Below are 24725 nucleotides of genomic sequence, written 5' to 3'. Positions count from 1 at the left end.
GTGCGTGCGTTGAGTGGGCGTGCTGAGCGCATCCTAAAGCGTTTTGTATTTAATCTGAGGCATATCCGGCAGCCTTGAGGAGGTTCCAGCATTTTTGGGGATCGAAGAGGTCGCATATGTCGCCAAGGGTTTCGAAGGTTCTGGCCCCGATCCGTCGCAGGTGGGCTTTGAGCTTTGAGAAAGCCATCTCGATCATTGGCCGTCAGGGTATTGCGCAGCAATGTCCCGAGAAGCAATAAAGACCAGCCCGTGAGGTTCGCTGCCGCATCCTTGGCTGGCGGCGCGTGATCCACTCCTGACGTGTCTCGCACAGTGCGGCGGCCAGTTCCTTCAACGTGATGTCTGGTTCTGCACGCATGATATCGAGAAGAAAGTCGAGATGCGGGGCCCGCTTGCCAAACCGTCCGGGCGGCCTGCCTTGCGGTTTCGCAAAAATAGTGCCCCGTTTCCGATACTGCGCCGCAAACCGCACAGCCGTCGCGGCACTCACACCAAATACACGCCCCGCAGCACGCGCCGAATGCCCCGGCGACATACGCACAAATCCGTTCCCGAAAGCCCAAAGAGTAAGGCTTGCCCATAATCCACCTCCCAAAGAAAGTGAATCAGACAAATGACATCTTGTGAATCCCCGTTCAATTCACATCAAACGCGAAACGCTTTAACGTGATCCAAAAAAATCCGCAGCTGGCGAGGTTTTCGATCCTGGAACCGCCGGCACCGTCAACAGGCATACCAAGCTCAGGGCTGCTCCGTTCTGGCCTCCTGCGCTTCCAGCCAGCGGATCACCGAGAGACGTTTGGCGTCCATATGCTCCAGCAGCGTCTGCGCCAGTGCTTTGGCGTCACGCGCGCTGAGGTATTTCAGGATGTTCTCATGCTCCTGCACGGCTTCATACCAGCGCCCTTCGGTCATATTCGCCAGGTAGCGCGCGCGCTGCATGCGCAGCGACAACGCCTGACAAGAGGTGGTCAGCGTCGCATTGCGCGCCGCCAGCAGAATGGCGCGATGGATTTTCTGGTTGATGGTGAAATAGGCATCCAGATCGCGCCGCTCATAGCTCTCGATCATCTGGGCATGCAGCGCGCGTACCTGCTCGATCTCAGCGTCGCTTATGTGTTTGCAGGCCAATTCCCCGGACAAAGCCTCCAGCGCGCCCAGCACCGGGAAAACTTCCTCCACTTCGCTCACCGTGACCTGCGTCACCCAGGCCCCGCGGTTCGGCTCAAGGCGCACCAAACCGTCCGAGGCCAGCACCTTCAGGGCTTCGCGCAGCGGCGTGCGTGATACCCCAAACGTATCACAAAGCGTCTTTTCTGGCACTTTGCTGCCCGGTTCCAATTCGGCGTTGATGATCAGGTTTTGCAGGCGATCCACCAACTCGTGATGCAGGGATTTGCGCAGGATGGTTTGCGGTGCGGGGGCATGCGTCATGGTGTGTCCTGTCTGCTCATTTCAAGGCCTGTTCCAGCAAGCGCGCGATATGGATCGGCTTGCGCGTGCTTAGATCCGCAATCTGGTGCCGACAAGACGTGCCATCTGCGACAATCACCGTGTCCTCACTGGCCACATTAAGGGCCGGGATCAGGTCGGCCTCGGCCATCCTGCGCGAAATCTCGTGGGTGTCATTGCCATATCCAAAGGCACCGGCCATCCCACAACAGCTTGTCTCGATCACCTCGACTTCTGTGTCCGGGAGCAGGGACAGGGCTTTCTCGATGCCCGACATCACGCCCATGGCTTTCTGGTGGCAATGCCCGTGCACCATCACTTTGTGCGCAGGCGAGGTCAGGGGGAGAGTGAAATCCGGGTTATCCGCCTGATCAGCGATATATTCCTCCAGCATGCGCGCGTGCTGCGCCAGCAAGGCGGTGCCCTCTCCGGGGATCAGCGCCGGGATCTCATCGCGCAGCGTCAAAAGGCAACTGGGCTCTAACCCGATGATCGGCACACCGGCGCGGGCGTATGGCAGCAGCGCATCCACCAGCCTTTGCGCTTCTACCTTGGCCTCCTCGACCAGCCCGGCGGATAAAAAAGTTCGCCCACAACATAAGGGGCGCGCACCTGTCGGGGCGGCGGCAATCTCCACCGGGACCTTCGCCGCCGCCAACACCTTGAGGGTCGCGCGCAGGTTTTCCGGTTCGAAATACCGGTTGAAGCAATCGGCGAATAGGACGGTCTTCGGGGTGTCCTGCGGCGTCACTTCCGTGTCACGAAACGGGTCCCCACTCCAGATCGGCAGGTCCCGCGTCGCGGTAAAGCCGGTGAGTTTTTCGCTCAATCGGGCCAGGCCGGGCACACGGTTGCGCAGATTGGCGAGGAAGGGGAGGCGCGACACCATGGGCGCATAGCGCGGCAGAAAACCGACCAGACGGTCATGCAGGCTGATCCCGTGCTTTTTGGAGCGTGCAGATTGCACCTCGATTTTCATCCGCGCCATGTCCACACCTGTGGGGCATTCGCGCTTGCACCCCTTGCAGGACACGCAAAGTTTCATCGTCTCGGCCATCTGATCCGAACTCAGTGCGTTCGGCCCCAATTGTCCCGAAATCGCCAGCCGCAGCGTATTGGCACGCCCCCGCGTCAGGTCCTGTTCCTTGCGCGTCACCCGGAAAGACGGGCACATCACGCCGCCCTTGAGCTTGCGGCAGGCCCCGTTGTTGTTGCACATCTCCACCGCGCCCTGAAACCCGGCACCGCCCCCGGTCCAGTCCGACCAGTCCAATTCGGTCTTGAAATCAGGCACGGTGTAATCGGGCCCATAGCGAAACAGGCGGCGATCATCCATTTTTGGCGCATTCACGATCTTGCCGGGGTTGAACAGCCCCTCGGGGTCGAAGCGTTCTTTGACTTCGGCAAAATTCGCAACCATGCGGGGCCCGAACATCTTTTCGTGGAACTCCGAACGCACGATCCCGTCGCCATGTTCGCCCGAATGCGAGCCCTTGTAACGTGCCACGAGGTCGAAACATTCCTCGGCAATGGCGCGCATGGTTTTGACGTCCTTATCGAGCTTCATGTTCAAAACCGGGCGCACATGCAGACAGCCGACAGAGGCATGCGCGTACCACGTACCCTTGGTGCCGTATCGCTCGAAAATTTCTGTCAGACCGGCGGTATAGGCCGCCAGATCGGGTAATTCCACGGCGCAATCCTCGACAAAAGACACGGGCTTGCCGTCCACCTTCATGGACATCATGATGTTGAGCCCGGAGCTGCGCAGATCGGCAATACGTGCCTGCATCTTGGGGTCCGTGACCTGCGTCACACCGCCCCAATTGTCCCCCGAGCCGCGCCAGGAAAACCCCAGATCGCCCATCATGGCGTCAAGGTCGCGCAGTTTTCCCCGGTGCAGGCTCGGGTCAGTTTCAGCAAATTCCACCAGCAATAGCGCTTCAGGCGTACCGGTCACGACCTCCTCAATCGTGGCGCGGAACAGCGGAATGTCACGGGCCAAAGCGATCATTGTGGAATCGACCAGTTCGACGCCTTGGGGCGCGAGCGTGACCAGATGTTGGGTCGCATCCATGGCATGATGAAAGGTCGGAAAATGGCAGATCCCCAGGACCTTGTGCGGGATCAGCGGCCAGAGTTTCAATTCAATCGCGGTGGAATAAGCCAGCGTGCCCTCAGACCCCACCAAAAGGTGCGCGAGGTTGTTGGGCCGCGCGGCGGGCACCAGCGCGTCGATGTTATACCCGCCCACGCGGCGCATGACTTTGGGGAATCGCGCGTCGATCTCAGCGGCCTCACGCGCGCCCAGAGACAGCATATCCGCCATTAACCCAGGGGGCGGGGGTGTTTCGACGGGTCCAAAATGCTGCTTGCTGCCATCCGCCAGAAATCCGTCGATGGACAGAACATTGTCGCGCATCATGCCATAGCGCAGCGATTTCCCACCACAGGAATTATTGCCCGCCATCCCCCCGATGGTCGCGCGCGAGGCGGTGGAGACATCCACCGGGAACCACAACCCATGCGGTTTCAGCGCCCGGTTCAGATCATCCAGCACGATGCCCGGACGCACGACACAGCGCTGGCCTTCGACGTCCAGTTCCAGAATGTCGTTGAAATACTGGGTGTTATCCAAAACCAGCGCTTCGTTGACGGTCTGTCCACATTGCGACGTGCCGCCCCCGCGTGGCAGGATCGAGACGCCCTGCGCGCGGGCAATTTCAAGCGCCGCGTGGATGTCATCCTCGGATTTCGGTGACAAAACCCCAAGCGGCATCATCTGGTAAAGCGATGCATCCGTCGCATAACGCCCGCGGTCAAAACGATCAAACATCAGATCGCCTTCAACACGATTTTTAAGAAGGGCTGAGAGCTGAGACATTTTCATTCCAATGCGATGGGGGCAAGGCTGCTAATATTCTGATTGACTTAATTATGAATTCAAAATTACGTTGGATCAACTGAAAAGCAGTGCTGCGTCTTTGTGGCTGAATTTGAATACTCTGAGTGAAAGACCGACCGTGATGAGAAAAGCTGGCCGCCATTTCCTGCAAATTCCCGGACCTAGCGCGGTGCCGGACCGGATCCTGAGCGCGATTTCGCAACAGACGATTGATCACCGTGGACCGGATTTTGCCAAGGTAGGCCTGCGCGCGCTCGACGGATTGAAATCGATCTTCAAGACGCAAGAGCATGTGTTCATCTACCCGGCATCGGGGACAGGGGCATGGGAAGCCGCTCTGGTGAATACGCTGTCGCCGGGAGACCGGGTCTTGATGTTTGAAACCGGGCATTTTGCCACGCTCTGGAAGAAGCTGGCCGAAAAACTCGGGCTATGGGCCGAGTTCATTGAGGGGGATTGGCGCGGCGGCGCGGATCCTGATCAGATCGAGGCCTATCTGACCGAAGATAAAGCGCATGAAATCAAAGCCGTTTGCGTCGTGCATAACGAGACCTCAACCGGCTCGGTGTCGCCCATTGCCGCGGTACGCCAGGCGATTGACAACGCAAACCATCCCGCGCTCTTCATGGTGGATACGATTTCGGGCCTGGCCTCGCTGGATTACCAGCATGATGAATGGGGCGTCGATGTTACCGTGTCGGGGTCGCAAAAAGGTCTGATGCTGCCGCCCGGCCTGTCGTTCAATGCCGCGAGCGCCAAGGCCATGGCCGCGAACAAATCCGCCAAACTGCAACGCTCCTATTGGGATTGGGCAGAAATGGTCGGGCCGAACAAGACCGGCTATTTCCCCTACACGCCCGGCACCAACCTGCTCTATGGGCTGAACGAGGCCATCGACATGTTGCACGAAGAAGGGCTGGAGAATGTGTTTTCCAGACATGCCCGCCATGGATCGGCGGCCCGCGCGGCTGTGCGGCACTGGGGGCTTGAGGTTCTGTGTTTCGCGCAGGGTCAGGAAAGCGGTGTGCTCACGGCGGTAAGGTTGCCCGAAGGTCATAGTGCGGATGCATTCCGCGCCTCAACGCTGGAACATTATGACATTTCGCTTGGCAATGGATTGTCCAAAGTGGCGGATAAGGTGTTCCGCATTGGCCATTTGGGTGATTTCAACGATCTGATGCTTGTCGGCACGCTGGCAGGTGTCGAAATGGGGCTCAAAAAGGCAAATGTGCCCCACGCGGAGGGTGGCGTGCAAGCAGCGATGCGCTTGCTGGCCTGAAATCTAAGCCCCGCAGGGGCTGAACATAGAAAAATAAACTCTGGGAGGAGAAGTTCATGAAAGTAATTGCAAATTTGCTGGCTGCAACCACGGCCATCGGTATGGCGACGAGTGCTTTTGCGGCCGATATGACGATGAAATTCGGCCATGTTGGCGCACCGGGCTCCTTGTTTGAGGTCACGGTGGATAATTTCGCCGCCTGCGTGAACGGGGCGATGCCCGACAAGGTCGAGGTCCAGACTTTTGGCTCCTCGCAACTGGGCAAGGACAAGGAGTTGCTGCAAAAGCTCAAGCTGGCGCAGGTCGATTTCGCGCTGCCTTCTTCGATCATGTCGTCGGTGGATGATTCCTTCGGCATTTTCGAGATGCCCTATATCATCGCCGACCGCGACCATATGCGCCGCGTCCAAGGCGCGATGATGGAAACCTTCCAGAACGCAGCCCATGAAAACGGGTATCATATCGTCGGGCTGGCCGAAAACGGGTTTCGCAACATCACCAACAATGTGCGTCCGATCAACGTGCCCGCCGATCTCGAAGGGGTCAAGCTGCGCACCCCCAACGGCGTGTGGCGTTTGAAGATGTTCCAGGAATATGGCGCGAACCCAACGCCCATGGCGTTTTCGGATGTGTTCACGGCCTTGCAGACGGGCGTGATCGACGGGCAGGAAAACCCCTATGCACAGATCGCATCGGCCAAGTTTCAGGAGGTTCAGAAATACCTCTCCGTGACCGGTCACGTCTATACGCCTGCGTATATATTGGCGTCAAAAAAGCAGTTTGATAAATTGCCTGCGGATATGCAGGCGGGGCTGACGGATTGCGCCAATAAGACACAGGACTTCACCTATGAAAAAGCCGCCGAGCTTGAGGCGAGCCTGTTGAAGGTCATCGAGGACGCGGGCGTCGAAGTGAACACCGCCGACAAAGCCGCCTTCATCGAGGCCTCCAAGCCGATCTATAAGCAGTTCGCGGATGAGGTCGAGGGTGGTCAGGACATGATCGACACTGTGCTTGGTCTGGGTAATTCCGGCTAATGGATCACGCGGCGGCAGGCGATCCCTGCCGCCGGTTTCCTATGTAGAAACGATTTGCATCCGCGTTTTGCGCGTGATGGCACCGTTCGCACTCAAACAGGTCTGGCCGACATGGAACATGCTTCTTATCCCACGCTGTCGCGCATCAATCGCCTGCTCAGCAAACTGCTCGAATGGATCACCATCAGCCTGATGATCCTTCTGACGCTTGTGGTCACTATGGCGGTTCTGGCGCGGCTGATGGGGCAAAGCTTCTCCTGGTATGATGAGGTCGCCGCGATCATGCTGGCCTGGATCACCTATTACGGTTCCGCTCTGGCGGCACTGCATCGACGCCACATCGGCTTTGACTCGGTGTTGCTCGCCATGCCGGTCAAATTCCGTATCGCGGCATTGATTGTCGGCGAAATCATCGTGCTGACGTTTTTCTTTCTGATGGCGCGTGCGGGGTTGCAGGTGCTCGAAGTGCTGGCGGGGGATACGCTGATCTCCCTCACATGGGTCCCGATACAGCTGACCCAATCGGTCATCCCCATAGGGGCCATTCTCTTCATGATCTGCCAGATTCTGAGCCTGCCGGGATACCTCAAGCTCACCGCCGCAGGTGTATCGCTTGAACATGCCGAGATCGAAGAAGAGGTCGAAACCGAACTCGAAAAGAACAAGGACCGCGTCTGATGCTCATCACCGGAATTTTCATTGCGATGCTCCTGATGATCTGCATCAACATCCCCATCGCCGTGGCGCTTGCGATGTGCGGTGTCTTGGGGCTGCTCTTTACCGAAGGTACGGACAGCCTCGTGACCATTGCGCTCGATATGTATGATGGTTCCACCAAGTTCTCATTGATTGCGATCCCGATGTTCGTGCTGGCGGGGGCCATCATGAACGCGGGTGGGATCACCGACAAGCTGATCAATTTCGTGACCGCCATCATCGGTTTCATTCGCGGTGGTCTGGCGATGGTCAACATCGGCGTGTCCCTGTTTTTCGCCGAAATCTCCGGTTCCGCCGTCGCGGATGTCGCGGCGATGGGCTCCATCCTGATCCCGCAGATGAAAAAGCGCGGCTATTCCAAGGAATTCTCCGCCGCCGTCACCTCTTCTTCTGCGTCGCTGGCCATCATCATTCCGCCCTCCATCCCGATGATCCTCTATGCGGCGTCTGCAAACACCTCTGTGGAACAGCTGTTCGTGGCCGGGATCGTACCGGGCTTGCTGGGGGCCGCAGGGCTGATGAGTGTCGCCTATCTCTTTGCCAAACGCTACAATTTCCCGACCGAAGCGGCGTTCAACCTGTGCCGTTTGCGTGAAACTTTTATCGATGCGCTGCCCGCCTTCACCCTTCCGGTGATCATTCTGGGCGGTATTTTTGGCGGCTACGTTACCGCGACCGAAGCGGCGGGTTTGGCCGTTCTGGCCTCGCTGGTCGTCTCTGCCTGGTACGGTAATCTCGATTTCAGCCACCTGCGCCGGGCCATGCTGGACGGCGGTATCCAGACAGCTGTGGTGATGTTGCTGGTGGCGGCCTCCGTGCTGATGGGCGGCTTCCTGACCCGCGCGCAAATCCCGCAGCAATTGGCCGAAGGCATCCTGTCGATCACCACGCAGCAATGGGCGATCCTGCTGATCCTGAACTTCTTTTTCCTGATCGTCGGTTTCTTTCTGCACTCCGCAGCCGCCATCATTCTGGTGATCCCGATTGTCATCCCGCTGATCACGGCGGCGGGGATTGATCCGGTGCACTTCGGGCTGGTGGTCACGCTGAACCTCGCGATCGGACAGCAAACCCCGCCCGTGGCCTCGGTGCTGATCACCGCCTGTTCGGTGGCGCGTGCCAACATCTGGGAGGTCTCCAAGGTCAACGTCTGGTTTGTCGCTGTGTTGCTCGCCGTGTTGATGCTCTGCACCTATGTGCCTTCGGTGCCGATGTTCCTTGTGGAGTATTTTTATCGATGAATGGTGAAATCACGGATGAATTGCGCGATGGCGTATTGTGGATCACGTTTCAGCGGCCACAGGCGCGCAATGCGCTGACTTTCGCCATGTATGAACGGCTGGCAGAACTTTGTCGCGGCGTCCCGACAGGCGGGTCCGTGCGCACGGTGGTAATATCGGGCGCGGGCGGCAAGGCCTTTGCCGCCGGTACGGACATGACGCAGTTTCGCGCCTTTGACACGCCGCAGGACGCGCTGGATTACGAACACCAGATTGATGCGGTCTTAAACGCGGTTGAATGCTGCCCGGTGCCGACCATCGCGGCGATCAACGGGGCCTGTACCGGCGGCGGGGGCTCGATTGCGGCGGCCTGCGATCTCCGCATCGCCTCGGCCAGCCTCAAGTTCGGCTTTCCGATTGCGCGCACGCTGGGCAATTGTCTGGGGGCCGGAAATCTTGCGCGCCTGTCCGAATTGATCGGGGCGGGGCGCGTGCGCGAATTGATTTTTACCGCGCGGTTGATCGAGGCGGCGGAAGCGTTGAATATCGGGCTGGTCAGCGAAGTGCTCCCGGATGAAACCACGCTTCTGTTACGCGCCACTGAACTGGCCGAGCAGGTCGGGAGCATGGCCCCCCTGACGCTGCGCGCCACCAAGGAGGCGATGCGGCGTAATCGCACGGTCGCGCAGGTGGAGGATTCTGATCTGATCTTATCCTGCTACATGAGCGATGATTTTCGCATCGGGATGGAAGCCTTTCTGAACAAAAAGAAACCGGTCTGGACGGGCAAATGAGCGCAAAGAGCGGACCGCTGAAGGGCGTCAAGGTGATTGAACTTGCCCATATCATGGCCGGGCCGGTCTGTGGGGTGATGTTGGCGGATATGGGCGCGGATGTGATCAAGGTGGAGAAACCCACCGGCGATGACAGCCGCCGCTTTACCCCGCCCGAGATCAACGGCGAGGCCGCCGCCTATATGATGATGAACCGCAACAAGCGCGGCATATCGCTGAACCTCAAGGCCCCCGATGCGGTGAAAATTCTGCGCCAACTGCTGGCCGAGGCCGATGTGGTGGTTGAGAATTATCGTACAGGAACGATGGAAAAACTGGGGCTTTCCTATGATGAATTGACAAAAATCAACCCCCGGCTGATCTATTGTGAAATTTCCGGTTTCGGGCGCACGGGGCCTTATGCGGAACGCGGCGGGTTCGATCTGATTGCCCAAGGCATGTCGGGTCTCATGTCAATTACCGGTGAGGGGCCGGGCCGCCCGCCGGTCAAGGTCGCCGCGCCCATCTCCGACATCAACGCCGGTATTCTGGGTGCCATGGGGGTCTGTGCGGCCTATTCCAATATGCTCAAGACCGGGCAGGGGCAGAAGGTGGACACGTCGCTTTTTGAGGCCGCGATTGTGCAGACCTACTGGCAATCCGCCATCGCCTTTGCCACCGGCAAGACCCCGGAGCCGCTGGGCTCTGCGCATCCGCTCAACGCGCCCTATCAGGCGTTTCGCACAAGCGACGGGTGGATCAACGTGGGGGCGGCGAACCAAAGCAACTGGTTACGGTTTCTCGATGTGATCAAGGCCCCGGAACTGGATCAGGATCCGCGGTTCAACTCGAACGCCGAACGCATCCGCAACCTGCCTGCGTTGATCGAGATCCTGAATGGCTATCTGTGTCGCGACACGACTGCCAACTGGCTGGCGCAGATGGAAGCGGCGAACCTGCCTGCTGGGCCAGTGAATGATATACTGCAAATGCACAGTGATCCGCAGACCCTTGCGCGTGACATGATCCTGGAGGTCGATCACCCGCGCGCAGGTAGAATGCGAACCCTCGGCCATCCGGTGAAATTCAGCCAAACACCTGCCGGGGTCGAAACCGCCGCGCCGCTGCTTGGGCAGCACACACGGGAAGTTCTAAGTGAAATGGGATATACGGCCGCGCAAATTGAAGGCTTGATCGACGCAAAGGCCGTTGTTGCGCAGCGATCGCAGGGTTAATCACCGAAACCTAAAGAGGAAAGCGCTTGTTTGCGCCGCGATCTGGTCGTTTTGACCCGTTCGAGGTTGTTGGGTCCCGCGCAGAACCATATCGCGCAGCTCCATGTGCCATAGACAAGTCCGCAATCCCTGCGCTTTGCGATGCGCGACAAGCGAGACCCTAGAGCAGGGCCGCCGCATTCATGGCTTGCAAGAACTGGCTGACTTCGTCTTCGGTATTATAGTGGTTGATGGACACGCGCACACAGGACTCCAACCCCAGCGGCGACAGAATGTTGCCGCAATAATGGTCATTGTTGCGAATATGCGTGCGAATGCCTTGAGTGTTGAGAAAGCCGACCAGAGCGCCAGCCTCCATGCCCTCCAGGGTCAAGGAGATAACGCCCTCACGGCGCGGGTTGTCGGCACCAGCGATGATCATGACGCCGGGAATATCGGCCAACCCCCGATGATTGCCTGTGCCATGCATGAGCGCGGATATCAGGGTGTGCTCGTGATCTTGAATCGCCTTACCAGCGGCAAGGATCTGGGCACGCGTGTCTGTGCTGTCGGTGAAATGCCGACCCAGCCATGCAAAATAGGCCACCACATCCGAAAACGTCGCATAGCTGCCGGCGTCGCGTGTGCCTTGCTCCCAACTGGTTTCACTGCCGCCGATGACGGTTTCCTTGGGACAGGCGCTCAATCGCTCCGACGCCCACCCAAGCCCATAACCGTGGCGTGAAAACACCTTATAGGGCGAAACCGCATACCCATCCGCGCCATATTGCGCGATGTCGATCTGGCCGTGGCTTGCATGCTGGATCCCGTCAATGATGATGAAACACGCCGGGGCCACCTGTCGAATAGCGGCGGTGATTTCGCCGACATCCACCGAAATCCCCGTGACCGGTGAGGTCTGCACGATCGTCGCGATCCGCAAATCTGGCGTGATATGGGGCAGGTAGGCGTCAAGGCCGACGGTCCCCGTGGCATCATCGTGGGGGACCAGTATGTGGGGGCGTTGCGTCACTTCCGCCCAACGTGCCACGGCGCTGCGAGAGGCAGGATGCTCCAATGTGCTGCCGAGCATTTTACCGCCGCTTTTTGCACCAAGGGCTGCGGTGCGCACCAATCGGAAAAGCACTTCCGTCCCGCTTTCGCCGATGAAAATCTGGCCGTCCGGCGCATTCAGGAACACCCGCGCGTCTGCCTTGCCTCTCTCAATGCTGGCGCGTAATGCGGCACCGGCCGGGTTATCGCGACCCGCGGCATTATCCGGATATGCGGCAAAAACGCCAGAGGTCTCGATCACGCTGTTCAGCGTCAAAGCCCCACCGGCATTTTCGAAATAAACGCGTGGTCCCTCAAAAGGGCAGGCGTCCACGTGGGCAAATCGGCTTCTGATCTCGGGGCTGATCGCTCTTAGGCTCGGGGTCATTTCCTGTCTCGCTCATATACTCCGGCCAGGCACTGTACTGCGCAGCCCCGGGGGACACCACGGCAAGCGATCGCCCGGTCGCTGCAAATTGACCGTTTTACAGGAATTCAGCAAGCGGTGATTTCTGCTCACCATTTGTAAGAAGGGACATGTAACTCATAGAAATCGTGTTCATTTGGGGTCTTTGACGGGTCTTGCGATAGATACATCCTTCTTGTCAGGAATCGTGGATTGCGTGCCGGTACTTTGTGCCAATTGGATGTTCAAAACCTTAACGCGCCTTTCTTTTCGAAAATCCCGGTGGCGGGCAATACTTTTTCTTATTCACAGATCTGATTACCCGGCTTTAACCGAATGCAGCGTATAGCTTGATCCCGAAGCTGCGGAACTGATCCGGCGTGGGATGGGAAAAATGATATTTTGGCACATGTGGATGGACATTCGATCACTTTGAATGAGGCGGCCCGCAACGTGGCCCTCGGCTTGCGGCGCAGCGCGCTTGAGCCTTTGTGGTTGTTATGTGTGGCCGTTTGTATTGATGTTCCAGTTTTCGCGCTGGCCTTCTGGTTCATGCTTTATGGCACCGTGGAAAGTGCATTATTTCAGCCCCTGATTGCGGCAACCTGGGCTTTGTTCGCAGCGGCGGTGTTTGTGTCGAGCATGGTGGCAATCGGTGCTTATCGAAGTGCGATCATGGCAGATCGTTTCGGGTTTGTTATGCGCAGTTTTTTGTGTGTGATCATTCCTGTATTGGGCCTCGCAGGTGTTGCCCCGATGGAGAGCTTTGGCGCAGCGGTGCTGGCCGGTGCATTGGCGCTTGGCGGGGCGATCATTCCGACGCGGATGGGCGCGCGGGTTATTGTCGGATGGGTGATCGAGACCGGGCTGATTGCACGGCGCGCGGTCATTGCTGGCGGCGGAGAGGAGGCTGCGCGCCTCATCCGGGGGTTGGGCGCACGGCAGGGGAATGATATTCGGGTGTTCGGGATTTTCGATGACCGCGATGATACGCGCTCACCGACACAGGTGCTGGGAGTACCCAAAATTGGCGGTTATGAGGATCTTCTTGCCTTTGTGCGCGCATCGGAGGTCGATTTAGTGATCATCGCGCTGCCCTTTGCTGCGGAACAGCGGATAAAATGGCTGCTGGATGAATTTCGCGTGTTGCCAGTAGAGGTCGGGATTTCCACCTATAGCAAGGATTATGCCTTTGATCGTAACGCTGCGCGCGGCCCTTACCTGGAGCGCCTGCGCCGAAGCTTTTCGCCGGAATGTCGCCTGACCAAGCGGCTTTTCGATGTGTTTTTCGCGATTTTCGCCTTGGTACTGCTGTGGCCCGTCTTGGTGTGTGCAGCCCTTGCGGTGCGCCTGGAAAGTGCTGGGCCGATCCTGTTCCGACAGCAACGCCATGGCTATAATGACCGGATTATCGATGTGTTGAAGTTTCGTTCGATGTATGCAGACGCATCGGACCCAAAGGCGCGGCAAGTGGTCACGCGAGGCGATCCACGGGTCACCCGGGTGGGCCGCTTTTTGCGCCGCAGCTCCATTGATGAACTGCCCCAGCTTTTCAATGTGTTGCGCGGAGATTTATCCCTGGTGGGGCCCAGACCCCACGCGATTGAGGCCCAATCCAGCCAGCAAGAGCGTTTTACCCAGATCGTCGACGGGTATTCTGCCCGGCACCGTCTGCCGCCGGGCATTACAGGATGGGCGCAGATCAATGGGTGGCGCGGAGAAATCGATAACGCGCAAAAGTTGGAGGCGCGCTACAAACATGATCTCTTTTACATCGAGAACTGGTCGCTTTGGCTCGATTTGAAAATTCTCGTCCTAACGCCGTTCAGTCTGTTGAGCAGCAAGGGTGCCTATTGAGCCGATAACTTTTGGAAAAAACGTCGCAGCTTTCGTCTTGCATCACCACGCAGGGAGGAAATTTTTTGAGCGCCGCCCTCAGAAATCACCCTCGCGTCCAGGTTCGGGATGAGCACAGCGGAAAACCGGTCAATGTCTTGCGCCAAGCGCTTTTTGAGATAGGCAGGATGTTCAGCCAAAGCGGGTCGACCCATGCGTACCATTGCCGTAGACGTCTTCATCAAAGGCCAGAAAGACGACGAAATTACATAAGCCATGTGGGTTTTTTCGAGTTACACCTCAACCGGTGGCAACTCGCAGTTGCTTGGATATCTCAGGCAGTTGATGCTGGGATTGCAAATCTCCGGGACATGAGAAGGTAGAACTGCCGCCCTTATTCCAACACCATGTGATCGGTGAAACCTAACTGCGAAAGCTGGTGGATTGTAGCCTCTTTGCGCAACCGCTCGATTGGCACGGCCTGCCTGATAACGACGCGATGATCTGAGAGATGTGTTTAAAGACGTCATTAGCGACGTCTTTTATGCGGGATTTGTGATTTGTGGTGAACTTATTGGGGCTGAGCGACGACGCTTCTGGCATGGTGATCACAAGCTCGAGATTGTCATGTCGGTTGGGGTTGGTGGGGCGAGCGTTACACAGGTGGCGCAGCGCCATGAGATAAGGCGACAACAAATTTACGCGTGGCGGCAGAAGCCTGCCAGTGGTGCCGTGTTTGCGTTCCGGGGGCGGCGTGGGGATCGGATCAAGCTGCTGTATTGGGATGGCCAGGGCTTTTGTCTCTGTTACAAGGTGCTGGAACGTTGCCGTTTCCCGTGGCCAAGCGCCCAAGACGGGGCTGTGCGGATGACGTCAGCGCAGCTCGCGATGCTCGATCGACTGGCGGCGTCTGGATTGGGGGGGCTCCGCCTGCGCGTGTGGGGTGATTTTGCGTCTGTATTTGCGTTATTTATATGGTGCTTTGGCCTGCTTTCTGGTAATCAGACGCCTGTCGAAACCTGCTGAAAACCTCTCCCCCTCTCGGGATATTGGCTTCGCGCAATGCCCTGCCGGGCAAACGGATGATCCCGCTGTTTTGAAGGCGATGATCGCGGAATTGCAGGCAGAGAACGCCAGGATCACAGCGACCTTGCGGGTCCACGATCAACCGGTTCAGGCCCTTCGGCTGCGGATCGCCAAACTCCAGAAACTGGCTTTTGGCAAATCCTCAGAGAAGATCAAGCAGCTGGAACCGGCGCTCGAAGACCTGCTGGTCGCCGTGGCCGAAGACGATGACGCGATGATCGACGAAGGTCAGGACGCACCGGCCGCTGATGAGCCCTGCGCGCCCGTTTTGCGCCGCTGCCCGCGTGTGTCGAAGGTGACCCTGCGAGAACGCCGTGAGCTTGATCCGGGCACGTGCTGCCCCGACTGTGGTGGCGATCTGCGCGTCGTGGGCGAGGATGTCAGCGAACTTCTCGACATGATCGCCGCACGGATGAAGGTTGTGCAGATCGTCCGGATCAGGAAATCCTGCCGTCGTTGCGAAAAGATGGTGCAGGAGCCCGCGCCAGGCCGTCCGATCCCGGGCAGCATGGCAGGGCCAGACCTGCTGGCGCATGTGCCCCTCTTGGCGATGCAGGCATCGCCCGTCGCTCAGCGGGTGTCGAAGTTCGACGATCACCTTCCGTTATATCGCCAGCATGAGATCTTTGCGCGTATGGGGGGCGACATTCCCGAAACCACGCTGGTCGGCTGGGTGAGCACCGGTTCGCGAAGCTACGGGCTGTCCCGGGGGACAGTCTGAGGTGTGAACGGGCGCAGCCCAGGGTGGCCGTGCCATGAAAACACTGTCGCCCATTATTGAACGGATCGAGGCGCACATCATGGGCAGCGATCTGCTGCACGCCCCCTCTCGGCAGATTGCTGCGCAATGCCCTGCCAGCCAGTGGATGACACGCCGATCCGGGTGCCGGATCGTTCAAGGCGCGACAAAGGACCTGGCAAAGGTGTCAAGCAAGGCCGGATCCGGGCCTGTGTGCAGGACCAACGTCCTTGGGCGGGGGGCGCACCGCCCGGCGCTGTCTATCGGTTTGCGCCAGACTGGAAGGAAGAGCATGTCCTGACCCATCTGGCAGATGCCCGCAGCATCCTCCAAGCCGACGGCTACAAAGGCTATGCCAAGCTTTACGCGCCTGAACCGGGTGGTGTGCCGCGTTTGCGGGAGGCGGCCTGCTGGCCCTGCCTGCGGCGCGATTTCCACGATTTTCGGACCTCGACCAAGTCCGATATCGCCCACGAGGCCCTCGACAGGATCGGCAAACTCCACGACATCGAGCGCGACACCAACGGCCAGCCAGCCGACGTCCGCATGGCCGCGCGTCAAAAGCTGAGCCAGCCAAAGATTGTGGCCTTCTTTGCCTGGTCCGAGCAGCAGCTTCTGTGCATTCCGGGCAAGAGTGATCTGACCAGAGCCTTCAGATACGGTCTGAGCCGATTCTGTTGAAAAACTCTTGCTTGATCGGGTGGCTATTCGCTGATTCAATTTTCCTTAGCAACGGGGGTGATTTCGATGCTGGGACCAAAGCAAGAAGCACAAGGCGCGCTGTTTTACGAGTTCTCGATTGACGATCATGTGCCCCAAGATCACCTGCTGCGGTCAATTGATAGGTTCGTTGATCTAAGCGACATCCGCCAATACCTAGCGGACTTTTATAGCCACACTGGCCGCCCGTCCATCGACCCAGAACTGCTGATCTATTACCCGGCAGTGCATGTTTACATGCATGAGAGGGCGCATGCTGCTCGTGGGCTATTGTTCTGGCATCCGCTCGGAGCGCCGTCTTTGTGAAGAGGTGCATTTGAAACTGGCGTATCGTTGGTTTTGCCGCCTCGATCTATCTGATCCGGTGCCGAACCACTCGACGTTCTCCAAGAACCGGCATGGGCGTTTCCGGGAGAGTGCATTGTTGCGACACCTGTTCGAGAAGACCGTAGCTCGGTGCATCGCGGATGGCTTGGTGAGTGGCCAGCGCCTTGCGGCAGACGCCAGTTTGATCGAGGCAGATGCGAACAAACAAAACGCGACGCCGAAGGAAGATTGGGACCATAATGCCATCGATCCAAACGATGCGCCGCGTGCCGTGAAGGAGTATCTTGATGTCTTGGATAACGCAGCTTTTGGCGCAGCATCTGAGGTTGAACCCAAGTTCACGTCCCATTCTGATCCTGCAAGCCAATGGACGGCAGCCCGTAAAGGCCCTGCGTTCTTCAGTTATTCCACCAATTACCTGATCGACACGGATCATGCCGTGATCGTCGATGTGGAGGCCAGACGATCAATCCGGCAAGCAGAAGTCGGGTCTGTGCGCTCAATGTTGGATCGGGTCAAAGACACGTTCGATCTGCATCCCGAATGGATTATCGCCCCCTCTCATTGATTGCTTTGCAATCAACTGCCGGGCAATGGACACAGCTTACGGTTCCGGCCCGATGCTCGGGTGGTTGGTTGATCGCAAGATCGAACCGCACATTCCGGTTATGGATAAAGCGAGCCGCACGGATGGCACATGGTCTTGCGCGGACTTTGAATGGGATGCGGAGAATAACCAATACATCTGCCCGGAAGGCGAGCCGCTCAAGCAATTCCGGCGCAACTATTCTGACCCAAATCGTGGGCCAACCGGCAAAGGCGTCGCCAAGTATAAGGCCCTTAAACAGACGTGTCAGGCCTGTCTGTCAGAAATGCAATGCTGCCCGAATGCTGATGCGCGAAAAATTACCCGCGAAGAACATGAAGACGCCCGTCAGGTCGCCCGCGACATTGCCAAGACCAAGCAATACGCAATCTCAATGCGGCTGCGCAAGAAAGTTGAGATGCTCTTCGCGCATCTCAAACGCATCCTCGGGCTGGGACGTCCCCGATTACGTGGCCCATGCGGCGCAAATGACGAATTCCTGCTCGCCGCCACCGCCCAAAACCTCCGCAAACTCGCCAAGATCTTTCCTGCACCGCAGCAAATGCAAAAAGCCTGATAAGAAAGGCGCTCGCGCTCCATTTAGATCACCACTTCCTGCGCTCGCAACACGTTGTTTTTCCACAGAATCAGCCAATGCGGACCTTCAAATCGTTCCTGTCCGATGGCCGCGTCGCAATCGACAACAATCCCGCTGAGCGGGCTCTGCGTCCGATTGGAATAGGGCGGAAGAATTGGCTATTTGCAGGGGCCGACACCGGCGCGGAAACCCTCGCGCGCGCGATGACCATCATCGAAACCGCCAAGCTCAACCATTGCCCGACAGGCGATTTGCAAGGCAAATCTGCCGAGAGGGGTCGCGATCCGTTGGCCTGTCTCGCTGACATCCTGAACCGCATCCACGATCACAAGATCAACCGGCTCGATGAATTGCTCACGTGGAATTGGGAGCCGCTGGCTGCTGCCCATCCCGAAGCCGCTTGAGGGCTGCGGTGATCCATGTCTGCACCATCGACTACGTCGCCAAAATGCTGAACGAAGATGTCGCGCTTCCCGAAGCGATCATCTCCAACGACGACAACCTGACCTATGCCAACATCGTGAGCGTTTACCTCGGACCCCACGAAACAATCTCCGCACTGAAAGAGGACGGGGAGAAAGAACTGACGGACATGATCCGAGCCGCTCGTATCACCACCAAAACCTGGCATGAATTCCTTGACGACTTCGTCGATGACGCTGACCTTGTCAGCCGAATTAAAGCTCAGTCACTACAGTAAAAATGAAGCGGTTGCGATTTGTCTTTGAAGCCACAGGCAGGTTTGATGGCAACGAGGGCAGGCATGGCGATCACTTGAAGCGCGCAGGCATAGGATCGACCGAGGCCTTCGATACAAAAGAGCGTTTCTGATCTGCGCAGGCCACAACCGGGTCTTGCGGTGATTTCTTGGCGGTGTTCTGAGCATGGCGGAGGTTTTGCGTCTCAGCTCTTTGGTGAGGAATATCTCATTGAAAAAGATCGCGGCACCGTAGAATCTCAAAACTCCATCGGAAAGCACAGTTGACTGCGAATGTATCGATAACATCGTAGCGCTGCGGAATAGGGCGGCAAATTCCGAAGCGCTTCGGGCACGCAGGAGCGGAAAAAAGATGACCAATTTTTGATCCTAAAGCGGGTCAAATCTTGTCTCAAAACTTGATGGAATGAAATGTTGCAAATCGCGGGATACCAAACCGGGCAAAGGCATCTGCCTCAAAGCGCCTTTTTCCCCGGTTATGACATTGGGATCTCGGGTGGGCACGGACGTTAGCTGCAGTACGACCCATGGTTTCTCCGCTTTTCATCGCTATTTTGGGTTGAAAAACCGCTTTTTGGTGCTGTCATCATCGGACATGGCATCATAGGTCTCATTGTGCCATTTTAACACATTCCCGGCCAGCGCGTCATTCAGATAAGACTGATCGAACTCTTTCGCACGGCTCAAGGTCGCGAAATCAATCTTGTTGAGCTTTTCGGTTGGGGTCTTGGCTTTGTCGTACCATTGCGCAAAAAGTGATGCATAGGCACCGTCGCGTTTACCCAGCCCGGTGGTCGTCTCAAAAGACCTGTTGAAGGACAGCTTGCCTTTGGACGCAGACTGGCTACCGGTATTTTTCGTCACATCCAGACGCACAAGTGCTGCGATCATACCGATACTTTCGCGCTTGTGCCCGATCTGGGTCCCCGCAGAGACCGCCATATCACCCAGCCCGGAAGTCGTCAGCAGCGTTATCGCCGGACCACTGAGCCGCGTGGCCGGTTCCGGGAAATAAATCTTGAAAATATCGCTGGATGCGGCCGCGCGCGCGTCACCCTCTGCTTCGGTATATTGGTCTGAAAATGCGCGCAACGCGGTGTCGCGCGTGGCGTGTTTATCGCCGAAAAGTCGGTGGAGTGTGGGGTGATCTTTAACATCCTGCCAGTCCCAGCGATAAAGCCCGGCCACGGCCAGCCAATCCGTTTTCATCTCTTTGGGGTTGTCATCCGTGACCTTCCCCGCATTCGTGGTTCCGGTCATGCCGGGAACGTCGCTATCGATGGTTTCGACGAGCGTTTTGTTGGATGTGATGTCCGGCCAGCCTTTGGCGGCAGCCTCCGAGGACGCGTACCAGATGCCATAGGATTTGAGTGCCGCAAAACGCCAGAACGAGTAATCCAGCTTGTTTCGATCACCCCCGACATCCCCGTTGCGCGGGATATGGAAAGGACCAGATTGAAAAACCCGGCCTACCACTTCTCCGCCGGAGCGGTTTTCATCCTGCTTTTTCGACGCAGCGACATTGGTTTTATTCGCGGTAATGATTTCGTTGGGGGAGGATTTATTTTGACCGCTTGTGACGCCTTCTAACTCACGCGCCCCCACCATATCGTTGGACAAAACCCATACATATGTCTGTGCGGGGATCTGGTTTGCAAAGATTGGCACCGTGTTCCCGGCATAGATCACGCCGATGCGCAATTTCTTAACGCCGTCATATTCGCGTTGGAGCACAGCACGCGCCGGAGGTTTGTTCGCGGGTTGCAAAGAGGCATATGGCTCTGCGCGCAGCGGGAGATTATTTTGCAGCCTTTGCGCGGGAGGCTGGTCGGCTTGTGTGCTGGCATCGGCCATAGCCTGCAAAGCTTGCGTACTCCTTGACTGTGCTCCGGCATCCGCGGCGTTTTGAAGTGCGCGCTGTGCGCCGCTCACAGCCGGAGCTTCCAACGCATTCACATCGCCTCGTTGCTCATCGCGCGGCTTGCGCATCGCGGGCGCGTTTCTGGACGTATCTGGACTTGGACCATGCAGTATTGTCACGCAGCACCATCGATTTGTGAACGCTGTAGGTTGAAGTATGCGCGCTTATTCGGAATGGGGCAAGGAAATGGCCCGCACAACCTGACCGCTCGGGACAAATCAACAGGCCGCAGATCTCTGCACGCCTCATCTGGGCCATGCCGAACTTTGATCATCCCGACCCGTCTTCATGTTTCGGATTTTTGACAGGCATCGGGCGGCGTTGACCAATCGTGGTCGACATTCTGCACCGCGCGGCATTTCTATTGGGCACCTTCAGTATCCGCAGGCAATACGGCGCGCTGCAAGAACATAGGCCTTTTGATTTCGCGCCACCGCCGGATATCAAATACCCTTTCACATAGGGCGGAAGGAGGCCCCCTGTCGTAGCCTTCTTCACCGGCTCGGCGCGCTCAAGTGGTGGGGCTTTATCGCGGACAGGGGCTCTATCGGGCGCCCATTTCGACGGATGGCTTTGTCGTGACTTTGATGATCTGTGGGGGGTACAAAGGGTTTCCGATACCAGAACATGGCGACCCTTGTGCCGCAAAAGGGGTCTGGGACGTCCAGAAATTGCTTAGCGTCCTTCGGCTTGCCGCGCATAATCTTCGGCATCAAACCATCCGCGCGACGCCTTTACCTTGAGGTCGTCATCAATTTCCCACTCTTCCCAGCCGCGAATTTCCAGAGGGTTTCCGCTGGCGGCGTCATGCCCGGTGAATGTCCAAACAAAGATCACATGGCCTCCGGCGCAACGCACATCATCGCAGCTCAGCGACAAATCCGGTGCATGCGCATAAAAACCCTGCGGCCATATCCTGCACGCGCGCGCGTCCCCGCGAGGGCGCGCCGTTGTTGATGATAATTTCGCCGTCTTCCGCATAAAAAGAGGCTACCGCCTTTGCCGACTTGGAATTCCCGGCGGCTGTGTAATCTGCGGCCATCTTCGCCACGGCTTGCGCATCAGGCATTGTTCCACATTTCCCCATTGTTCCCCCGGCATGACATGTTGGCTTCTGTCGTCCGGTGGAATGTCTGACCGACGCCTTTTGACGCGGGCGTGAACGTCGTGCGTTTGTCAGCCCATGCCTCGAATAATGGCAAAGGCTGAAAATAGATGGTACCGAATGTTGGTGCAGTAATTTTTATGGTTTTGATGTTCTTGTGATCCATTATATGAATGGGTAATGACATTTGATCAAATTCGGGCGTTTTTATGGGTGGCGCGATTGGGCGGCTTTCGCAGGGCCGCCGAGCAATTGCATCTGTCCCAGCCCGCCGTCTCCACCCGCATTTCCAACCTGGAACAAGAGCTTCGCGTTCAGTTATTTGAGCGTGGGCCGGGCGCGCTTGTCCTCACCAAACAGGGAACCTTACTGCTGTCATACGCCGAGCAGATGTTGTTTGTGGAGGAAGAGATCAAACAGCGCGTCGCCAACCCTTCAGAGGCGGAAGGGTTGTTTCGTGTTGGTGCGTCCGAGACCATTGCGCAGTCCTGGTTGCCAGAATTCCTAAAGGCTTTCAGCGAGTTGTATCCCAGGGTGAACGTCGATCTGACAGTTGATATTTCCGTTAACCTGCGTGCAGCCCTGTTAGAGCGCAGCCTTGATCTTGCGATCCTGATGGGGCCCGTTTCGGATTTTTCGGTCGAGAATGTCGCTTTGCCGCCCTTCGAGTTGCACTGGTATCGCTCGACCGCCAATACGCAAACCGACCTCACGGAAATTCCTGTCATTTCCTATTCGAGCAAAACGCGCCCCTATCGGGAATTGATGTCAGAGTTGACCCGCAGAGTGGGGCCAAAGCTGCGGGTTTATACCTCCGCGTCGCTGTCAGCCAGTTTGAAGATGATCGCTGCTGGAATTGCCGTCGGCCCTTATCCAAGTGCGATCGCGCATGACTATCTGGTTTCCGGCCAGATCGTTGAATTTGATCCTGGATTTCGGCCCGCACCTCTTGCGTTTACAGCCTCCTATCTCTCAGAGCCCCGCAGTTTCGTTGTTGAAAACAGCTCAGAGATCGCCCGCAAGGTCGCGCTGGAATGGGATAAAACCAATCCAGGGTAATTAAATATATTTATCATATTTGATATAAAATGATAATTTGCATGAAACGACGGCCTCGTGTGAACCTTGCATCGTTATTTGGGGGCTGCCATCATGACACGTTCTGCTGTTTCGCATGCTGATCTGACCACCTTATCCGCGCATAAGGTGCGAGCCGCCATTCGCGAGGGGGCTTATGGGGGTCACACTGCCGGGCTGGCGGCGGGCAAACTTCAATGCAACCTTGCAATTCTGCCCGAACGCTACGCGCTGGATTTTTTGCGCTTTTGTCAACGCAATCCTAAACCATGCCCTATTGTCGGTGTCAGCGACACGGGTAATCCGCACCTGCCGACTTTGGGTTCGAACATCGACATCCGAACGGATGTGTCCAAATACCGGGTGTTCCGCAATGGGGCGCTCAGCGAGGAGATCAGCGACATTTCGCAGGTCTGGGCCGATGATCTGGTGACCGTGGCGCTGGGGTGTTCGTTCACGTTTGAAAATGCGCTGTTGCGTCACCAAATTCCTGTGCGCCATATTGAGGACGGCAAGAACGTCCCGATGTTTCGCACCAATATTGATCTCGTCCCGGCGGGTCAATTCAGCGGCAAAATGGTCGTCACAATGCGCCCGATCCCCCAAGCGCAGGTCGCGCAGGCCAAAGAAATCAGCAGCCGTTTTCCGCAGGCGCATGGCGCGCCCATTGCGACAGGCGATCCCGCCCAAATCGGGATCGCGGATTTGTCGCGCCCGGATTGGGGGGATGGCGTGCAGATCAGGGAGGGTGAGGTTCCCGTCTATTGGGCCTGCGGGGTGACACCGCAAAATGTGCTGCTGGATGCCGGACTGCCGCTCTGCATAACCCATTCACCGGGGCATATGTTGATCGCAGATGTCGCGGAGGACGCGGAAACAACAATTCTTACAACGCCATAAACAATGCCAACACGGAGAAAAACCATGAAAAAAGCACTCTCAATCCTCATTGCAAGCTCGGCTCTCACAGCGCCCGCTTTCGCGGAAAACCTGTCTGTTGTGGGCAGCTGGTCCAGCCTGCCGTTGCACAACCAATATGAAGCGCCGTTCTGGGGGACGGCTTTGCCCGAAGCCTCCGAGGGTAAGATCACCGTTGAATTGACCACGCATAACCAGATGAGCCTGGGGTTGGGTGATATTTATCCGCTGCTGGGGCAGGGGGTCTATGATGTAGCAATGACGGTGGCGGATTATGCTGTGTCGGACGCACCGGAGCTTGAAGGTCTCGATGTGCCGCTGTTGGCGCTGACGGCGGATGAGGCCCGTGCCATGGTGGATGCCGCGCGTCCGATGGTGTCGGATATTTACCGCGATCGTTTCAATTCCCATGTGCTCGCCATTGCGCCCTATCCGCCCCAGGTCGTGTTCTGCAATGCGGAGATTTCCAGTCTTGCGGATCTGGAAGGGCTCAAAGTACGCGCCTCCGGGCGGATGACAGCCAAGCTGCTCGAGGCCTTGGGCGCCGAGGGGGTGAATGTGTCCTTTTCCGAGGTGCCGGGTGCCTTGCAGAAGGGCGTCGTGGATTGCGCCGTAACCGGTGCCGGATCGGGTTACAGTGCGGGCTGGTGGGAAGTTTCCACGCATCTGCTGCCCATTCCGCTGGGCGGCTGGGATTCCGTCGTCACCGCGATGAATATGGACAAGTGGAATAGCCTGGACGGCGATACTCAGGCGTTGATCACCGCGCAGGTTTCCAGTGGCTTCGAAGAGCCCGCCTGGGCGAGCGCACAGGACGCGCTGGTCAATGACATCGCTTGTCTCACAGGCAACGGGGATTGCCCGTCGGGTGATGCGCGCGCCATGGTGCTGGTCAATGTCAGCGATGCGGATTTCACCCGCGCGCGTGATATCCTGACCAGTGAAGTGCTGCCGGAATGGGCAGAACGCGCCGGTGGAGATTGGGCCGCGCGCTGGAATGACAGCGTCGGCAAGACCGTCGGCGTCACCATTAACTAA

At 57.6% G+C, this 24725-nt stretch carries 18 protein-coding genes and 4 pseudogenes; 15 read left to right on the top strand and 7 right to left on the bottom strand.

Annotation, left to right across the window (positions count from 1 at the left end; genetic code table 11):
• Positions 1-49: 49 nt before the first annotated feature.
• From ROLI_RS13860 to ROLI_RS13850, 3 genes and pseudogenes are all read right to left on the bottom strand, one after another.
• Positions 50-193: pseudogene (locus tag ROLI_RS13860) on the bottom strand (IS630 family transposase); the annotation flags it as partial.
• A 548-nt stretch (positions 194-741) separates the two neighbouring features.
• Positions 742-1434 (bottom strand): GntR family transcriptional regulator, encoded by a 693-nt coding sequence (locus ROLI_RS13855; RefSeq protein WP_187429179.1) that lies wholly within the window; start codon positions 1432-1434, stop codon positions 742-744.
• A 16-nt stretch (positions 1435-1450) separates the two neighbouring features.
• Positions 1451-4288, bottom strand: coding sequence for an FAD-binding and (Fe-S)-binding domain-containing protein (locus ROLI_RS13850; protein ID WP_262386429.1), 2838 nt, complete (start codon positions 4286-4288; stop codon positions 1451-1453).
• A gap of 190 nt (positions 4289-4478) precedes the next feature.
• Between ROLI_RS13850 and ROLI_RS13845 the strand changes: the two genes are divergently transcribed.
• From ROLI_RS13845 to ROLI_RS13820, 6 genes are all read left to right on the top strand, one after another.
• Positions 4479-5636, top strand: a complete 1158-nt coding sequence (locus ROLI_RS13845) for an alanine--glyoxylate aminotransferase family protein (RefSeq protein WP_187429177.1) — start codon at positions 4479-4481, stop codon at positions 5634-5636.
• Between the two features lie 56 nt (positions 5637-5692).
• On the top strand, positions 5693-6673 hold the full coding sequence (locus ROLI_RS13840; RefSeq protein WP_187429176.1) for a TRAP transporter substrate-binding protein: 981 nt from the start codon (positions 5693-5695) through the stop codon (positions 6671-6673).
• A gap of 111 nt (positions 6674-6784) precedes the next feature.
• Positions 6785-7351, top strand: coding sequence for a TRAP transporter small permease (locus ROLI_RS13835; protein WP_187429175.1), 567 nt, complete (start codon positions 6785-6787; stop codon positions 7349-7351).
• Positions 7351-8631, top strand: a complete 1281-nt coding sequence (locus tag ROLI_RS13830; protein ID WP_187429174.1) for a TRAP transporter large permease — start codon at positions 7351-7353, stop codon at positions 8629-8631. The genes ROLI_RS13835 and ROLI_RS13830 overlap by 1 nt, the downstream gene beginning before the upstream one ends.
• Positions 8628-9404, top strand: coding sequence for an enoyl-CoA hydratase/isomerase family protein (locus tag ROLI_RS13825; protein WP_187429173.1), 777 nt, complete (start codon positions 8628-8630; stop codon positions 9402-9404). Before ROLI_RS13830 ends, ROLI_RS13825 begins: the two co-directional genes overlap by 4 nt.
• Positions 9401-10618, top strand: a complete 1218-nt coding sequence (locus ROLI_RS13820; protein WP_187429172.1) for a CaiB/BaiF CoA-transferase family protein — start codon at positions 9401-9403, stop codon at positions 10616-10618. Before ROLI_RS13825 ends, ROLI_RS13820 begins: the two co-directional genes overlap by 4 nt.
• A gap of 160 nt (positions 10619-10778) precedes the next feature.
• On the opposite strand, the gene ROLI_RS13815 is transcribed toward ROLI_RS13820, so the two are convergent.
• Positions 10779-12038, bottom strand: a complete 1260-nt coding sequence (locus ROLI_RS13815) for an aminotransferase class V-fold PLP-dependent enzyme (protein WP_187429171.1) — start codon at positions 12036-12038, stop codon at positions 10779-10781.
• A 429-nt stretch (positions 12039-12467) separates the two neighbouring features.
• Here ROLI_RS13815 and ROLI_RS13810 point away from each other — a divergent pair, with 429 nt between their 5' ends.
• The 6 genes and pseudogenes from ROLI_RS13810 (at position 12468) to ROLI_RS13785 (ending at position 18648) form a co-directional block, all read left to right on the top strand.
• Complete coding sequence (locus ROLI_RS13810) at positions 12468-13913, top strand: exopolysaccharide biosynthesis polyprenyl glycosylphosphotransferase (protein WP_187429273.1); 1446 nt, start codon at positions 12468-12470, stop codon at positions 13911-13913.
• Positions 13914-14405: 492 nt separating this feature from the next.
• Positions 14406-14918 (top strand): IS66 family insertion sequence element accessory protein TnpB, encoded by a 513-nt coding sequence (tnpB, locus tag ROLI_RS23975; RefSeq protein WP_405048962.1) that lies wholly within the window; start codon positions 14406-14408, stop codon positions 14916-14918.
• Between the two features lie 79 nt (positions 14919-14997).
• Positions 14998-16389, top strand: a pseudogene (locus tag ROLI_RS13800) (transposase); the annotation flags it as partial.
• A gap of 75 nt (positions 16390-16464) precedes the next feature.
• A pseudogene (locus tag ROLI_RS13795) lies at positions 16465-17927 on the top strand (IS1182 family transposase).
• An 86-nt stretch (positions 17928-18013) separates the two neighbouring features.
• Positions 18014-18352, top strand: a pseudogene (locus ROLI_RS13790) (transposase); the annotation flags it as partial.
• An 8-nt stretch (positions 18353-18360) separates the two neighbouring features.
• On the top strand, positions 18361-18648 hold the full coding sequence (locus tag ROLI_RS13785) for a hypothetical protein (protein ID WP_316247475.1): 288 nt from the start codon (positions 18361-18363) through the stop codon (positions 18646-18648).
• A 567-nt stretch (positions 18649-19215) separates the two neighbouring features.
• Here the strand turns inward: ROLI_RS13785 and ROLI_RS13780 are convergent.
• The 3 genes from ROLI_RS13780 to ROLI_RS13770 all read right to left on the bottom strand — a co-directional run bounded on the left by ROLI_RS13780 (position 19216) and on the right by ROLI_RS13770 (position 21656).
• Positions 19216-20400: a hypothetical protein gene (locus tag ROLI_RS13780; RefSeq protein ID WP_187431227.1), complete on the bottom strand. Its 1185-nt coding sequence runs from the start codon at positions 20398-20400 to the stop codon at positions 19216-19218.
• An 862-nt stretch (positions 20401-21262) separates the two neighbouring features.
• On the bottom strand, positions 21263-21502 hold the full coding sequence (locus ROLI_RS13775; RefSeq protein WP_405049026.1) for a nuclear transport factor 2 family protein: 240 nt from the start codon (positions 21500-21502) through the stop codon (positions 21263-21265).
• Positions 21447-21656 (bottom strand): hypothetical protein, encoded by a 210-nt coding sequence (locus ROLI_RS13770; protein WP_262386593.1) that lies wholly within the window; start codon positions 21654-21656, stop codon positions 21447-21449. The genes ROLI_RS13775 and ROLI_RS13770 overlap by 56 nt, the downstream gene beginning before the upstream one ends.
• A gap of 216 nt (positions 21657-21872) precedes the next feature.
• Here ROLI_RS13770 and ROLI_RS13765 point away from each other — a divergent pair, with 216 nt between their 5' ends.
• The 3 genes from ROLI_RS13765 (at position 21873) to ROLI_RS13755 (ending at position 24725) form a co-directional block, all read left to right on the top strand.
• A complete protein-coding gene (locus ROLI_RS13765; protein ID WP_187431229.1) occupies positions 21873-22751 on the top strand; it encodes a LysR family transcriptional regulator in 879 nt (292 codons plus the stop codon).
• A gap of 93 nt (positions 22752-22844) precedes the next feature.
• Positions 22845-23669: a putative hydro-lyase gene (locus ROLI_RS13760; RefSeq protein WP_187431230.1), complete on the top strand. Its 825-nt coding sequence runs from the start codon at positions 22845-22847 to the stop codon at positions 23667-23669.
• 24 nt (positions 23670-23693) lie between these two features.
• Positions 23694-24725 carry a TRAP transporter substrate-binding protein gene (locus ROLI_RS13755; RefSeq protein WP_187431231.1) on the top strand — a complete coding sequence of 344 codons (1032 nt, stop codon included), beginning with the start codon at positions 23694-23696 and terminating at the stop codon, positions 24723-24725.

Source organism: Roseobacter fucihabitans (assembly GCF_014337925.2).
Taxonomy (GTDB): Bacteria; Pseudomonadota; Alphaproteobacteria; order Rhodobacterales; family Rhodobacteraceae; genus Roseobacter; species Roseobacter fucihabitans.
The sequence above is the reverse complement of the archived record's forward strand: the minus strand, read 5'-3'. Positions and strand labels throughout refer to the sequence as shown.